The organism is Piscinibacter gummiphilus (genome assembly GCF_002116905.1).
Classification (GTDB): Bacteria; Pseudomonadota; Gammaproteobacteria; order Burkholderiales; family Burkholderiaceae_C; genus Rhizobacter; species Rhizobacter gummiphilus.
The window spans coordinates 2,729,778-2,744,353 of the sequence record NZ_CP015118.1 but is presented as its reverse complement, the minus strand read 5'-3'; the positions used below and the strand labels follow the sequence as shown (position 1 = coordinate 2,744,353).

Genomic DNA, 14,576 nt, shown 5'->3' with positions numbered 1-14,576 from the left:
ATGGCCGAACCCTCCGACTGGGTGCGCCGCTGGTCGCACCTCGCCCCCGCCGGTGGCACCGTGCTCGACGTGGCCTGCGGCTCCGGCCGCCATGTGCGCTGGTTCGCCGCGCGCGGCCATGCCGTGACCGCCCTCGACCGCGACGCCGAGGCCACCGCGGGCCTGGCCGACGTGGCGGAGGTGGTGCTGGCCGACATCGAGGCGGGCCCGTGGCCGCTCGCGGGCCGCCGCTTCGACACCGTCGTCGTCACGAACTACCTCTGGCGCCCGCTGCTGCCGGTCATCATGGACAGCGTGGCCGAGGGCGGCCTCCTTCTTTACGAAACCTTTGCAATCGGAAACGGGGGCTTCGGCCGGCCGAGGAACCCCGAATTCCTGCTGCACGAAGGCGAACTGCTGGCCGCGGCGAAGGGCCTGCGCGCCGTGGCGTACGAGCACGGTTTCCTCCCGGAGCCGCCCCGGCTCGTTCAGCGTCTGGCGGCCCGCCGGACCCACGCGAACGGACCGGATCCGCTGCGCCGTGAACTGCTGGAGACTCCGGATTCCCCCGCCTCCTCCGAGGGTGAGTAAAATCGGCGGATTCCGAGGAACATCCGAATGAAACCCATTGTTGGCAGCATCGTCGCACTCGTCACGCCGATGCAGGAAGACGGCAGCGTCGATTACCCGGCGCTGCGCCGCCTGATCGACTGGCACATCGCCGAAGGCACCGATTGCATCGCCGTCGTGGGCACCACGGGCGAGTCGCCCGTCGTGTCCGTCGAGGAGCACTGCGAGATCATCCGCGTGTCGGTGGAGCAGGCCAAGGGACGCGTGCCCATCATGGCCGGCACCGGCGCGAACTCCACGCACGAGGCCATCGAGCTCTCGCGTTTCGCGAAGAAGGCGGGCGCCGACTGCACGCTGTCGGTCGTCCCCTACTACAACAAGCCCTCGCAGGACGGCATCTACGCGCACTTCAAGGCCATCGCCGAAGCCGCGGACATCCCGATGGTGCTCTACAACGTGCCCGGCCGCACCGTCGCGGACATGCAGGTCGAGACCGCCCTGCGCCTGGCCGAAGTGCCCGGCATCATCGGCATCAAGGAGGCCACGGGCAGCATCGAACGCGCCGGCTGGCTGATCAAGCAGGCCCCGAAGGGCTTCTCGATCTATTCCGGCGACGACTCCACCGCCGTCGCCCTGATGCTGCTGGGCGGCCACGGCAACGTGAGCGTCACCGCCAACGTGGCGCCCCGACAGATGCACGAGCTGTGCAAGCTCGCGCTGGCCGGCAAGGCCCGCGAAGCCGCCGAGCTGCACCTGAAGCTGCTGCCGCTGCACAAGCACCTGTTCGTCGAATCGAGCCCCGCCCCCACCAAGTTCGCCATGGCGAAGCTGGGCCTGTGCGGCGAGACGCTGCGCCTGCCGATCGTGCCGCTCACGGAAGCAGGCCGCAAGACGGTGGAACAAGCGCTGCGCGACTCGGGTCTCATCTGACCCCGGCGCGGTGCTTCGCGCCGCGCCATCCACCCCTTTTCCTCGGTCCCTGGCGGGCCTTCCAGGCCCCGCCGAACCCGCATGTGCTCCCCGGAGATGAACAACGTGACCCTTTCCTCCCGCCCGACCGCGAACCAGCCCACGCGCCTGCCCCTGCGCTCCGTCTCGCTCGCCGTGGCACTCGCCGTGGGCCTGTCCGGTTGTTCGTCCCTCGCCGATTTCATGGGCGGCGACAAGGTCGACTACCGCGGCAATGCGGCCAAGGGCAAGACGCTCGAGGTCCCGCCCGACCTGACCCAGCTGTCCACCGACAACCGCTACCAGCCGTCCGCGGCGCGTGGCGCCGTCAGCGCCTCCGAGTTCCAGGCGGCCGCCGCCACCCCGGCGGCCCCCGGCGTGACGTCCGGCGCCAACACCGTCGCGCCGTCGTCCGTCGGTGAAGTGCGCCTCGAGCGCCTCGGCAACCAGCGCTACCTGGTCGTGCCGATGACGCCCGAGCAGCTGTGGCCGCAGCTCCAGGCCTTCTGGCAGGAACGTTCGCTCGCCCTCGTGGTCGACCGCCCCGAGATCGGCGTGATGGAAACCGAGTGGGCCGAGAACCGCGCCAAGCTGCCGGCCGACCTGCTGCGCAAGTACGTGGGCAAGGTGCTCGACGTGCTGTACTCCACCAACACGCTCGACAAGTTCCGCGTGCGCGTCGAACGTTCGCCCACGGGCACCGGCTCGGAAATCTACCTGACGCAGCGCGGCATGGAAGAGTTCTTCGGGGGCCCGCAGAAGGACCAGTCCGTGTGGGAGCCGCGTGCACGCGACTTCCAGCTCGAAGGCGAGATCTACTCGCTGATGATGATCAAGTTCGGCGTGAAGGCCGAGCAGGCCCAGGCCGCCGTCGCCGCACCCGCCCCGGCCGTGCCGGCGCGCGCCCGCGCCCTCGAGGGCCGTCCGGCCGCCACCGCGCAGGTCGACGACACCTTCGACCGCGCCTGGCGCCGCGTGGGCCTCGCGCTCGACCGCAGCGGCTTCACGGTCGAAGACCGCGACCGCACGCAGGGCCTCTACTTCGTGCGCTACGTCGACCCGGCGAGCGCGGGCCGCGAGGAACCGGGCTTCCTGTCGCGCTGGTTCGGCAGCGGCAAGAAGCAGGCGGACAACGCCCTGGTGCGCTACCGCGTGCTGGTCAAGAGCGAGGGCGACACCACCGAGGTGTCCGTGCTCAACGCCTCGGGTGCTCCGGAGAACGGCGAAGCGGGCCAGCGCATCGTCCGCTTCCTGGTCGACGAGCTCAAGTAAACACGGCGGGCGCGGGGAGGCGCATCGACCCATGATGCGCTTCTGCAGCCTGGGCAGCGGCAGTTCGGGCAATGCCACGCTCGTGGAGGCCACGAGTGGCACCACCACGACCCGCGTGCTGGTCGACTGTGGCTTCTCGCTCCGCGAGCTGGCCACGCGCCTCGCGCGCATCGGCCTCACCCCCTCCGACCTCGACGCCGTGTTCGTCACACACGAACACGGCGACCACGTGGGCTGCGCGGCCACGCTGGTGCGCCGCCACGGCGTGCCGCTGTGGACCAGCCGCGGCACCTGGCGCGCCATCGGCGAGCCCGAGATCCCCGTGTTGCCGAACTTCGCGCGCGATGGCGAGCCCATCGCCGTGGGCGACCTGCAGCTGACGCCGTTCACCGTGCCCCACGACGCGCACGAACCGCTGCAGCTGTGCTTCTCCGACGGTGCCTCGAAGCTCGGTGTGCTCACCGACGCCGGCATCGCCACCCCTCACCTGCTCGGCCACCTGCAACGCTGCGACGCGCTGCTCCTCGAGTTCAACCACGACCGCGACATGCTCGCGCGGTCCAGCTACCCCTGGCCACTGAAGGCACGCATCGGCGGCCAGCTGGGCCACCTGGCCAACGACACCGCGGCCGAGATCCTCGCCGCGGTGCTGCACGACGGCCTGCGCCACGTGGCGGCCGCCCACCTCAGCGAACAGAACAACACGCCGGAGCTCGTGCGCGGCGTGCTCGCCGCGACCACGGGCGGCGACGCGGACGACTTCATCGTGGCCAGTGCCGCGATGGGCTTCGGCTGGCTGGACCTGCGCTGACAAAGAAAAAGCCGCCCGAAGGCGGCTTTCGTCGGACCGACTGCCGGGTTTTACTTCTTGGCGGCGTCGGCAGCCTTGTTGGCCGCATCCTTCGCGGCGTCGGCGGCCTTGTCGGCAGCGTCCTTCGCGGCATCGGCGGCCTTGTTGGCGGCGTTCGCGGCCGCGTCGGTGGCCGCGCCCACGGCGGCGGAGGCGCCGGCAGCAGCAGCGTCCACGGCAGCAGAAGCGGCGCCGGTGGCGGCCGACGCGGCATCGGTGGCTGCAGCGGCAGCGTCGGTGGCGGCCGAGGCGGCGGCAGCGACCGCCGGAGCGGCCGCCGCGGAAGCGGCGTCAACAGCGGCCGCAGCGGCCTCTTCGGGCTTCTTGCCGCAGGCGGCAAGGGCAACGGCAGCGACCAGGGTGGCCATCAGGAGCGACTTGTTCATCTCGTTTCCTCGTCAAGTAGAAAAGTGCAAAGAAGAAGGGTCAAGAACACCTGGATCAGGTCTCGAGGCTCGACGGTGTCAAATCAAGCACCGAGACCTGATTCCCGCGTGATCCCCGATGTGAAGCAGGGACCAAAAAAAAGCCGCCCGAGGACGGCTTTCTCGCGGGACAAGCCCTGCTTACTTGGCGGCCGAAGCGGCGTCCGTGGCGGCCGAAGCGGCAGCGTCAGCGGCGCCAGCAGCAGCGGAGGCCGAAGCGTCAGCAGCCGAAGCGGAAGCGTCAGCGGCCGAAGCGGCGGCTTCAGCAGCGGGAGCCGAAGCGACTTCAGCGACCGGCGCCGGGGCGGCAGGAGCAGCTTCTTCCTTCTTGCCGCAGGCGGCGAGGGCAGCGGCGGCAACCAGGGTGGCGATCAGAAGCGACTTGTTCATTTTTTAATCCTCAATAAGGTCAGAAGGGGAAACGGGGGGTCGAACATTACCGGTCATGGTGGGAACCCGTCTCTAGTCAGATCCCCAACTTCTCCGGCCCGAAAAATCACTCGGGCCTTCGCATTGCCTAGCCCAACATTATATGCATGTTAGGGACATTCCCTACAGACCCAGCGTTGTCGCCGGAAACGCCTCGTTCGATCGTTGCAAAACGACGTCAAGCGCTTCCTTCGCACGCACCGCATCCGCAGCCTCCGTGGACACGCTCGCGCGGTAGTGCTCCGGGTCGAACAGGCGCACCGTGACCACACCCGGCGCGAGGAACATCGATGGCATCGCACCGGGCTCGACCTCTTCGAGCGCACGGCACTCCACCACATGCGACCACTGCCTGCGGAAGTTCACCCAGCGCGGATGCCTGCGCACGATGTCGTCGTAGTGCTGCGCGAGCACCACCAGCTTGCGATGGGCCATGGCCCATCGCGTGAGGCTGTCGACCACGGCGATCTCGCCCAGCGGCCAGTCGGCGAAGTCCGTGTCGCAGAGCCAGATCTCCCTGCAGCCCGCGGTCGCGACACGATCGAACGCGGCCCGCAGGGCCTCGTGGAATTCGCTGCGCGACGACAGCATGCGGTGGGTGGGTTCGGCGGTCACGGCGGTCCCTTCGTATCGTGGCGATGGAATGTGGCGTCGGTGTGTCAGGCGAGCGCGTGCGCCCAGCCGGACTCGACCCACTCGTCGAGCAGGTCGAGCGCATCATCGCTCAACTGGCGCACCTGCGCGGCACCGAGTTCGCGCGCATCGGCGAGGTGCCGCATCAGCTTCGCGTCGCGCCCGCCGGCCTTGAACGATTCGCCGTTGATGAAGACATGATGATCGTCATACATCATCCGCGTGCGGCGGTCGAGGCGCACGCCCGAGCCCACCGGCAGCACGTCCGAGGGGTCGAACCAGACGTTCGGCTTGGGCTCCGTCAGGAGTTCACCCAGCGCACACTCGAGCGCCTTCGGGTCCTTGAGCAGGCGGGCCACCGACTCGGCCGCGAAGTCCTGCAGCCCGGCGGGGATGCGCCCGGGCGACAGCGTCGCGGGCTGGGCCTTGTCCTGGTACAGCACGTCGCGCTCGGGCTCCTCGGCGGCGTCCAGCACGCGCTGGAGCACCTCGCGGCCGAGGATCTCCTTTGGCGGCGCACGGAAGCCGATGGACGCCGTCATGCACTCCCCTTCCGCCACGCCGTCGTGGGCCCAGCCCGGCGGCAGGTACAGCATGTCGCCCGGCTCCAGCAACCACTCCTGCTCGGGCTCGAAGTTCTGGAGGATGCGCAGCGGCACGTCCGGCACGAGCGTCGCGTCGCGCAGCCGCCCGATGCGCCAGCGGCGCCGGCCCTGCACCTGCAGCAGGAACACGTCGTAGGAATCGACGTGCGGGCCCACGCCGCCGCCGTCGCTCGCCCACGAGATCATCAGGTCGTCGAGGCGCGCGTCGGGCACGAAACGGAAGCGCGAGAGCAGCTCGTGCGCGGCGTCCACGTGCAGGTCGACGCCCTGCACCAGCACGGTCCACTTCGGCTGGTCGACCTTCGGGAAGGCGCGCCGGGCAATGGGGCCGTGGCGCAGCGTCCAGCCGTCGCCCTCGTGGACGATCAGGCGCGACTCGACGCCGTCGCGCCCGGCGAGCGCGAACAGCTCGGCACGGGTCTGCAGCGCGGCGCCGCCGGGCACGGCCTGGCGCACGAGCAACGGCTTCTTCTGCCAGTGGCGGCGCATGAATTCTTCGGGCGAGAGGTCGCCCAGCAACGGGGTGGGTCGGGTGGTGTCCATCCCGCCATTGTGCGATCTTGTGCGATCATTGCCCGATGCTCATCTCCTCCCCCTGCGTCGTCAGCCTCACCTGGCGACTCGAAGACACCCAGGGCCACGTCATCGACGAACTCGAGGCCCCGGTGGAATTTTTCGTCGGCGGCGACGACCTGCTCGCCAAGGTCGAGGAGGCCCTGGTCGGCCAGGAAACGGGCTTCGCCACGCAGCTGCACCTCGAACCCGAACACGCCTTCGGCGACTACGAGCCCGAGCTGGTGTTCTTCGAAGACCGCGCCATCTTCCCCGAAGCCGTGGAAGCCGGCATGCAGTTCGACGGCCCGCCCCCGGGCGCGAAGACCGAAGGCCTCGCGAAGGACGCCATCTACACGGTCACCGAGGTGTACCCGTCGCACGTGGTGCTCGACGGCAACCACCCGCTGGCCGGCATCGCGCTGCGCCTCGACCTGAAGGTGCTCGACGTGCGCGAGGCCACCGAAGACGAGATCGAGAACGGCTCGGTGAGCACAGGCGGCATCACGGTGCTGCAGACCGCACCGCCGAGCGACAAGCTGCACTGACCGGCCACGCGCCGGTTCAACGCCGCATCAGGGTGGCTTCGTAGCGGCGCACCTCGGCAAGCCCCGCCCGGCCATCCGTCATCAGCTTCAGCACCCCGGCGGCCACCTCGCACTCGGGGACCAGGGTCTCCGGCGTGTCCCGCACGGGGTCGTACGCCGTCGTGCGGGCAAAGTGATCGCGCGCCGTCTCGTAGTGCGGCGACGCGCGAACCAGCGACAGCAGGCGCGGATGGCGCCGGGACAAGCCGGACACGGCGCGCTGGTGGGCGGAGGCGACCTCCGCGGGCGCATGCCGGCACCGCGTCTGGCCGCCGTCGGTCACGACATAGAGGGCCCACACGACCTCGTAGGGCGACTGGGGCCCCTGCCCTCCGACTTGTGCCGCGAGGTTCGTCGACACGACGGCCAAGCCGAGGGCGACCGCGCGGGCCATGCAGAACGCCGGCGCCACCCGCCGGCCTCGAACGTGGATCTGAACCATGCGACCTCCCCGGCCTGCCATTGTTGTGGCGGGGACTCTAGCAGAGGGCGGGGCGGACGGCTCAGTGGCGGCCGGTGGATCCGAAGCCCGAGGCGCCCCGGTCCGATTCACCGAACTCCTGCACCTGCCGGAACGTCGCCTGCACCACCGGCACGATCACGAGTTGCGCGATGCGCTCCATCGGCTGCACGGTGAACGTGACCGCGCTGCGGTTCCAGCAGCTCACCATCAGCTGCCCCTGGTAGTCCGAGTCGATCAGGCCCACGAGGTTGCCGAGCACGATGCCGTGCTTGTGGCCGAGGCCCGAGCGCGGAAGGATGATCGCGGCGAGGCCCGGATCGGCCACGTGGATGGCCAGGCCCGTGGGGATCAGCGAGGTCTGGCCCGGCTCCAGCACCAGCGGTGCGTCGAGGCAGGCGCGCAGGTCGAGGCCGGCGCTGCCGGGGGTCGCGTACGCGGGGAGTTGCTCGGCCATGCGGGCGTCGAGCACTTTGAGGTCGATGGTGGTCATTGGAGCGAATCAGGCGGAGAGGCGGCGGGAGATGTCTTCGACGAGCAGGCGCGCGAGCGTGAGCTTGTCGCCCGGCGGCAGTTCGCGCTGGCCCTGGGCGTCGACGAGCACCAGGGTGTTGTCGTCGCGGCCGAACGTGGCCGGGCCGAGGTTGCCGACGATGAGGGGCAGGTTCTTGCGTTCGAGCTTCTCGCGGGCGTGTTTCAGCAGGTTCTCGCTTTCGGCGGCGAAACCCACGCAGAACGGGCGGTCGGGCAGGCGCGCCACCGCGGCCAGGATGTCCTGGTTCTCGGTGAGTGCGAACGTGGGCGCGACCTTGCTGCCGTTCTTCTTGATCTTGTGTTCCGACAGCTCGGCCGGCCGCCAGTCGGCCACGGCCGCGGTGGCCACGAACACGCTGTGGCGCGGCGCGAGGGGCAGCACGGTGTCGTACATCTGCTGCGCCGTCTGCACGTCGATGCGGCGCACGCCGCGCGGCGTGGGCAGGTGCACGGGCCCGGCCACCAGAGTGACCTCGGCGCCGGCCTCCTGGGCCGCGCGGGCGATGGCGAAGCCCATCTTGCCGCTGGAGAGGTTCGTGATGCCGCGCACCGGGTCGATGGGTTCGAACGTGGGGCCGGCGGTGATGAGCACGCGCTGGCCGCGCAGGCGCTTGGCCGCGAAGAACGCGATCACGTCGGCGAGCAGCTCGGCGGGCTCGAGCATGCGCCCGTCGCCCACCTCGCCGCAGGCCTGGTCGCCGTTGCCGGGGCCCAGCACCGTGGCGCCGTCCTCGCGCAGCTGCGCCATGTTGCGCCGCGTGGCGGGGTTGTCCCACATCTCGCGGTTCATCGCGGGCGCCACCAGCAGCGGGCACGTGGCGATGGGCCGGGCGAGGCACAGCAGGCTCAGCAGGTCGTCGGTGCGGCCCTGCACCAGCTTGGCGATGAAGTCGGCGCTGGCCGGGGCCACGATCACCGCGTCGGCACCGCGCGTGAGGTTGATGTGGGCCATGTTGTTGGCCTCTCGCGTGTCCCACTGGCTCGTGTAGACCGGGTGCGTGGACAGGGCCTGCATCGTCACCGGGGTGATGAACTGCTCGGCGCCTTCGGTCATCACGACGTTGACCGTGGCACCGGCCTTCACCAGCAGGCGGGTGAACTCGGCGACCTTGTAGCAGGCGATGCCGCCCGTGAGGCCGAGGACGATGCGCCGGCCTTGCAGATCCAGGGGTGGGGTCATGGTCACAGCGCAGTCCAGCTGCGCGACAGGTCGGAGAAGTTGAAGAGCACGCGCACGGCCTTGCCGTACACCTGCCCGTGCGGCAGGAAGCCCCACACGCGGGAGTCGGCCGAGTTGTCGCGGTTGTCGCCCAGCATCAGGTACTCGCCGGCCGGCACGGTGCATTCCCACTGGCCGCGCTGTTCGCTGCGGCAGTGTTTCGCGAGATCGGGCTGGTTCAGGTCGAGCGGCATGCGCCCCTGCAGCAGCGGGTTCACCTTGATGGCCCGGTGGCTGCCCTGCGACGACTCGCGCAGCAGCCACTGGCCGCGGTCCTCCACCTTCGCGGTGACGGTCTCGTCCGGCGCGGTGTCGAACGGCTCGCCGTTGACACTCACGGCGCCGTTCTCGAAGCGCACCACGTCGCCCGGCAGGCCCACGAGGCGCTTCACGTAGAACTCGGACACCTTCAGCGGGTAGCGGAACACCACCACGTCGCCGCGCTCCGGCCGGCCGAACTCGATGGCGGTGTTGGTGAACGGCAGCCGCGGGCCGTAGGCCAGGTGGTTCACCAGCAGGTAGTCACCGACCCGCAGCGTGGGTTCCATGGACCCCGTGGGCACCTTGGGCCAATCGGCCACGGCCACGCGGCACACGAACATCAGCGACACGACCATGAAGAGGTCGGCACCGAAGGCCCAAAAGGGCCGGTTCACCGGGGCCGGACGCCGGCGCAGGCGGCGGCGCCAGAAGAACCAGCACGTGCCGGTCAGCAGCGTGAACAGGCACAGCGTCTCGTTGATCGAAAAACCGATTTGCATTCGAGCGATTATGGCGGGTGGCGGAGAAGACAGACCGCCGCGCGGCGGTCCGGGTTCCCGTGGGCGGCGTCAGCGCAGCCGGACGCCGTCGGGGGAGAACTCCGCAGCCCGGGCCAGCGGCGAGACCCGCAGCACCTGCGTGCCCGGCCCGTTGGCGAGCGTGGTGACGGCCGCCACGCCGAAGTCCAGGCTGCCGCCGATGGCGCGGTAGCGCCACTGCACCTGGCCGCGCCAGGCGCCCGCGCGTTCCACGTTCCGGTCCACCTCCACGCGGGCCTTCGCGCCCTTGCCCACCAGCGCGCCGACCGCCGTGGCCAGGGCCTGCCGCACCGGCGGCCCCTCCTCGCCTTCGATCCACAGGCTGCAGTCGGCCTCGGCCGCGGCCAGCATCACCCGGCCGCCGGCGCCCGGCGCGGTCAGCACGGTGCCCGGCTTGCCGTCGAGCAGGCCGTCGGTGGAGCCCCGCATCGGGTCGACCGGCTCGAAGCCGTTGGAGAGCGCCCAGTCGATGGCCGCGCCCGCCTGGCCCTGCGTGGCCACGCAGGCCGACTCGAACCAGCGCACCATCTCCTGGGGCGTGACGGGCTCGCGCGCCGGCTCGGGCGGCGGTGCCACCGCCGGCTGCACCAGGGGCGCGGTGAACACGGGGGTGACCTGGGCGGCCGCCCCGCCGTGGGCGAGCAACGCGGCGAGCGCGATGGCGCCCGCGTCAGCGCGGCGGCGGCGACGCATCGGCCATCCTCAGCGTGAGCAGCGACATGCGCCCGCCCACGGCCCGCGGCGCCACGACGAACATCGTGTCCTCGCCCCCCGCGCCGGCGAAGCGGTACGACACCATGCGGACGTCGTCGTCCTCGCCCTTGCGGCCGTTGATGTCGGTGGACATCACCGGCCGCGGCGCCTTGAGCCCGCCCTCCCAGGCCGTGGCCAGCTGCTGCACCTTGTCGCGCAGCCGGGGGCCGTCGATCGCCTGCTTGCTGATCGCCGAGCAGACGGCCGGGCTGTCGCCGACCACCAGCATCAGCGAATCGGCCGCGTCGAGTTCACGGGCGTAGGCCGTGGCGTTCTTCATGTCCTTGGTCAGCGCCTCGTCGGGAGGCACCGCGACCGGCGTGAACCCGTGGTTCAGCGCCCAGTCCGCCACGGCGATCGCGTCGCCGCGGGACTCCAGGCAGGCGAGGCGGAACACGTCCGCGAGTTCCTGCGCGTGGGCACGCGGCGTGCGCCCCCGTGCCACCACGTCCATCGGGCGCGCGGGCCGGCCGGCCGCCGGCGGCTCCGGCACCAGGTCGGTGGTGCCGACGGGATGGACGGTCGTTGCGGTGAAGACCGGCTTGGACGGGTCGACGACCTGCGCGTGGCCGGCCGCCGGCACCAGCAGGCACGACAGCAGGACCGTGGACAAGGTGAAACGGCTCATGAAGGCACTCCCTCTGCAACAACGATCAGCGTGGTTCGACGGACACGCCCATGATGGCCGTGCCGCGGGCCGTGCCCAGCGGCGAGACCACCGTCAGGCGGTAGCGGTCCGTGCCCGACACCCCGAGGTAGCTGACCGAACGGTGCGGGCCGTCCTGATCGTAGTCCATTCCCCGGGACGGCTCCGGCTGCACCTTCACGCCCGGCCAGTCGGCCGACTGGGCCTCCATGCGGCCGCGCAGGCGCGGCCCGTCCACGGCGCCGAGCCCCATCACGATGCAGTTGGACGGCGCTGTGGTGGAAATCAGCAGCAGCGTGTCGCGCCCGCCGGGACGCGCGAAGACGTTGCCGGCCTCGCCCCGCTGGCGGATGGCCGCGGCCACCTCGCGGCTGGCGGGCGAGTCGGTGACGAACCCGTTGACCAGCGCCCAGTCGGCCACGGCCTCCGGGTCGGCCTTCGTGCCCAGGCAGGCATCGCGGAACAGGTCGGCGATGTCCTGGGCGTGGACGCGGGCCGCGGCCGATTGGGCGGCGGTGCCCGGCGCGGCCGGGGCCTTGGCCGGTCCCGCCGCGCAGACTGCCCCCGAGGACGCGACCGTCACGGCCGCCAGCACCCACCGCACGGCGCGCAACTCAGACCCGCTCGCCGACCCAGCCCTGGACCGAGTCCAGCGCCTTCGCGAGGTGGGTCGGGTCGGTGCCGCCGGCCATGGCCATGTCCGGCTTGCCGCCGCCCTTGCCACCCACCTGCTGGGCGACGAAGTTGACGAGTTCACCAGCCTTGACCTTGCCAATGCTGTCGGCCGTGACACCGGCCGCCAGCTGCACCTTGCCGCCGTCGACTGCGGCCAGCACGATGGCGGCGGTCTTGAGCTTGTCCTTGAGCTTGTCCATCGTCTCGCGCAGGGCCTTGGCGTCGGCGCCGTCGAGCACGGCGGCCAGCACCTTCAGGCCCTTCACGTCGACGGCCTTCTGCAGCAGCTCGTCGCCCTGCGACGAGGCGAGCTTGCCCTTCAGCGCGGCCAGTTCCTTCTCGAGCGAACGCACCTGCTCCATCACCTGGCCCAGGCGGGCCGGCACCTCGGCCGGCGCGGCCTTCAGCGAACCGGCGATCTGGCGCACGGTGCCTTCGAGCGACTGCAGGTACGCGAGCGCGTTCTCGCCGGTCACGGCCTCCACGCGGCGCACACCGGCCTGGATGCCGGACTCGGCCACGATCTTGAACAGGCCGATGTCACCCGTGCGCTGCACGTGGGTGCCGCCGCACAGCTCGCGGCTGGTGCCGATGTCGAGCACCCGCACCTCGTCGCCGTACTTCTCGCCGAACAGCATCATGGCGCCGGTCTTCTGGGCCTCCTCGATGGGCAGCACACGCGCCTGCGTGGCGGCGTTGGCCAGGATCTCGGCGTTCACGAGAGCCTCGATCTTCGCGATCTCGGCGTCGGTCACGGGCTGGTTGTGCGCGAAGTCGAAGCGCGTGCGGTCGGCCGTCACGAGCGAACCCTTCTGCTGCACGTGCGTGCCCAGCACCTCGCGCAGGGCCTTGTGCATCAGGTGGGTGGCCGAGTGGTTGCGCACGGTGCGGGCGCGGCGGTCGGCGTCGACCTTCGCGTTGACCTTGTCGCCCACGCGCAGTTCGCCCTCGACCAGCTGGCCCTGGTGGCCGAACACGGCGGCCTGGACCTTGATGGTGTCTTCCACGACGAAGCGCGACGTGGCGTTGCGCAGCTCGCCGGTGTCACCCACCTGGCCGCCGCTTTCGGCGTAGAACGGGGTTTCGTCGAGCACGACCACCACGTCGTCGCCGGCGCGGGCCACGTCCACGGGCGAACCGTCGACGTAGAGCGCGGCCACGGTGGCGCCTTCACGCGCCAGGTGCTCGTAGCCGTGGAAGGTGGTGTTGGCGCCGGTGTACTCGAGGCCGGCGGCCATCTTGAACTTGCCGGCCGCGCGGGCCTTGTCCTTCTGGCGCTGCATCGCGGCGTCGAAGCCGGCGCTGTCCACCGTCACGCCCCGCTCGCGGCACACGTCGGCCGTCAGGTCGACCGGGAAGCCGTAGGTGTCGTGCAGCTTGAACGCGGTCTCGCCGTCGATGACCTTGGCGCCACCGGCCAGGGCGGCTTCCAGGATCTCCATGCCGTTGGCGATGGTGCGGAAGAAACCTTCCTCTTCCTGCTTGAGCACGTCGGTGACACGCTGCTCGGCCTGGCGCAGCTCGGGGTAGGCGTCGCCCATCTCCTTCGCGAGCGCGGCCACCAGCGTGTAGAAGAACGGCTTGCGGGCGCCGAGCTTGTAGCCGTGGCGGATCGCGCGGCGGGCGATGCGGCGCAGCACGTAGCCGCGGCCGGCGTTGCTCGGGATCACGCCGTCGGTCACCGTGAAGCTGCAGGCGCGGATGTGGTCGGCGATGACCTTGAGCGACGGGGAGTCCTTGTCGCAGTCGCCCCCGCCCGCGGCGTCCACCGCCTTCTTGGCGGCGGCCAGCAGGTTCACGAAGGTGTCGATCTCGTAGTTGCTGTGCACGTGCTGCAGCACGGCGGTCAGGCGCTCGAGGCCCATGCCGGTGTCCACGCTCGGCTTCGGGAGCTTGTGCATCACGCCCGCTTCGTCGCGGTTGAACTGCATGAACACGTTGTTCCAGATCTCGATGTAGCGGTCGCCGTCTTCGTCGGGCGAGCCCGGGGGGCCGCCGGCGATCTCCGGGCCGTGGTCGTAGAAGATCTCGGTGCACGGGCCGCAGGGGCCGGTGTCGCCCATCATCCAGAAGTTGTCCGACGCGTAGCGGGCGCCCTTGTTGTCGCCGATGCGCACGATGCGCTCGGCGGGCACGCCCACCGTCTTGTTCCAGATCTCGTAGGCCTCGTCGTCCTCGGCGTACACGGTGACCCAGAGCTTCTCCTTCGGCAGCTTGTAGACCTCGGTCAGCAGCTCCCAGGCGTACTGGATGGCGTCGTGCTTGAAGTAGTCGCCGAAGCTGAAGTTGCCCAGCATCTCGAAGAACGTGTGGTGGCGCGCGGTGTAGCCCACGTTGTCGAGGTCGTTGTGCTTGCCGCCGGCGCGGATGCACTTCTGCGACGTGGTGGCGCGGCTGTACGGGCGCTTGTCGAAGCCGAGGAACACGTCCTTGAACTGGTTCATGCCGGCGTTGGTGAACAGCAGCGTCGGGTCGTCACCGGGGACCACCGGGCTCGACGGCACGATGGTGTGGCCCTTGGCTTCGAAGAACTTCAGGAACTGGGAACGGATTTCGGAGGCTTTCATGCCGTGGCTTTCAGCGGATGCGGGACGCGCAAAGGCTTGATTTTTCGAGGGTTTCGATTATAGGGTGATGCC

At 70.3% G+C, this 14,576-nt stretch carries 17 protein-coding genes; 5 read left to right on the top strand and 12 right to left on the bottom strand.

All coding sequences use genetic code 11. The features are described from left to right. The 4 genes from A4W93_RS12245 (at position 1) to A4W93_RS12230 (ending at position 3,580) form a co-directional block, all read left to right on the top strand. Positions 1 to 570 (top strand): class I SAM-dependent methyltransferase, encoded by a 570-nt coding sequence (locus tag A4W93_RS12245; protein WP_085750870.1) that lies wholly within the window; start codon positions 1 to 3, stop codon positions 568 to 570. 27 nt (positions 571 to 597) lie between these two features. Next, on the top strand, positions 598 to 1,479 hold the full coding sequence (dapA, locus tag A4W93_RS12240) for a 4-hydroxy-tetrahydrodipicolinate synthase (RefSeq protein WP_085750869.1): 882 nt from the start codon (positions 598 to 600) through the stop codon (positions 1,477 to 1,479). Positions 1,480 to 1,584: 105 nt separating this feature from the next. After that, entirely contained in the window at positions 1,585 to 2,769 is a 1,185-nt protein-coding gene (gene bamC / locus A4W93_RS12235) for an NlpB/DapX family lipoprotein (protein WP_237357768.1), read from the top strand. A gap of 34 nt (positions 2,770 to 2,803) precedes the next feature. Continuing rightward, positions 2,804 to 3,580: an MBL fold metallo-hydrolase gene (locus tag A4W93_RS12230; protein WP_099959898.1), complete on the top strand. Its 777-nt coding sequence runs from the start codon at positions 2,804 to 2,806 to the stop codon at positions 3,578 to 3,580. A 50-nt stretch (positions 3,581 to 3,630) separates the two neighbouring features. Here the strand turns inward: A4W93_RS12230 and A4W93_RS12225 are convergent, their stop codons facing one another. From A4W93_RS12225 to A4W93_RS12210, 4 genes are all read right to left on the bottom strand, one after another. Beyond that, a complete protein-coding gene (locus tag A4W93_RS12225; protein ID WP_085750866.1) occupies positions 3,631 to 4,005 on the bottom strand; it encodes a hypothetical protein in 375 nt (124 codons plus the stop codon). 180 nt (positions 4,006 to 4,185) lie between these two features. Further along, entirely contained in the window at positions 4,186 to 4,434 is a 249-nt protein-coding gene (locus A4W93_RS12220) for a hypothetical protein (protein ID WP_085750865.1), read from the bottom strand. Between the two features lie 162 nt (positions 4,435 to 4,596). Then, a complete protein-coding gene (locus A4W93_RS12215; protein ID WP_085750864.1) occupies positions 4,597 to 5,088 on the bottom strand; it encodes a DUF7931 domain-containing protein in 492 nt (163 codons plus the stop codon). Between the two features lie 44 nt (positions 5,089 to 5,132). Then, positions 5,133 to 6,254: a JmjC domain-containing protein gene (locus A4W93_RS12210; protein WP_085750863.1), complete on the bottom strand. Its 1,122-nt coding sequence runs from the start codon at positions 6,252 to 6,254 to the stop codon at positions 5,133 to 5,135. A gap of 35 nt (positions 6,255 to 6,289) precedes the next feature. Here A4W93_RS12210 and A4W93_RS12205 point away from each other — a divergent pair, with 35 nt between their 5' ends. Beyond that, on the top strand, positions 6,290 to 6,811 hold the full coding sequence (locus tag A4W93_RS12205; protein ID WP_085750862.1) for an FKBP-type peptidyl-prolyl cis-trans isomerase: 522 nt from the start codon (positions 6,290 to 6,292) through the stop codon (positions 6,809 to 6,811). A gap of 16 nt (positions 6,812 to 6,827) precedes the next feature. On the opposite strand, the gene A4W93_RS12200 is transcribed toward A4W93_RS12205, so the two are convergent. The 8 genes from A4W93_RS12200 to alaS form a co-directional block, all read right to left on the bottom strand. Then, a complete protein-coding gene (locus A4W93_RS12200; protein WP_085750861.1) occupies positions 6,828 to 7,292 on the bottom strand; it encodes a hypothetical protein in 465 nt (154 codons plus the stop codon). 61 nt (positions 7,293 to 7,353) lie between these two features. Further along, complete coding sequence (dut, locus tag A4W93_RS12195) at positions 7,354 to 7,803, bottom strand: dUTP diphosphatase (RefSeq protein WP_085750860.1); 450 nt, start codon at positions 7,801 to 7,803, stop codon at positions 7,354 to 7,356. 9 nt (positions 7,804 to 7,812) lie between these two features. Then, positions 7,813 to 9,024, bottom strand: a complete 1,212-nt coding sequence (gene coaBC / locus A4W93_RS12190) for a bifunctional phosphopantothenoylcysteine decarboxylase/phosphopantothenate--cysteine ligase CoaBC (RefSeq protein WP_085750859.1) — start codon at positions 9,022 to 9,024, stop codon at positions 7,813 to 7,815. 2 nt (positions 9,025 to 9,026) lie between these two features. Then, a complete protein-coding gene (gene lepB / locus A4W93_RS12185; RefSeq protein WP_085750858.1) occupies positions 9,027 to 9,824 on the bottom strand; it encodes a signal peptidase I in 798 nt (265 codons plus the stop codon). A gap of 69 nt (positions 9,825 to 9,893) precedes the next feature. Continuing rightward, positions 9,894 to 10,556 (bottom strand): NMCC_0638 family (lipo)protein, encoded by a 663-nt coding sequence (locus A4W93_RS12180; protein ID WP_085750857.1) that lies wholly within the window; start codon positions 10,554 to 10,556, stop codon positions 9,894 to 9,896. Further along, positions 10,534 to 11,244 (bottom strand): hypothetical protein, encoded by a 711-nt coding sequence (locus A4W93_RS12175; protein ID WP_085750856.1) that lies wholly within the window; start codon positions 11,242 to 11,244, stop codon positions 10,534 to 10,536. Before A4W93_RS12175 ends, A4W93_RS12180 begins: the two co-directional genes overlap by 23 nt. Before the next feature lie 25 nt (positions 11,245 to 11,269). Then, positions 11,270 to 11,866 carry a hypothetical protein gene (locus A4W93_RS12170; protein ID WP_157131642.1) on the bottom strand — a complete coding sequence of 199 codons (597 nt, stop codon included), beginning with the start codon at positions 11,864 to 11,866 and terminating at the stop codon, positions 11,270 to 11,272. Between the two features lie 10 nt (positions 11,867 to 11,876). After that, complete coding sequence (gene alaS / locus A4W93_RS12165; protein WP_085750854.1) at positions 11,877 to 14,504, bottom strand: alanine--tRNA ligase; 2,628 nt, start codon at positions 14,502 to 14,504, stop codon at positions 11,877 to 11,879. Between the last annotated feature and the right edge of the window lie 72 nt (positions 14,505 to 14,576).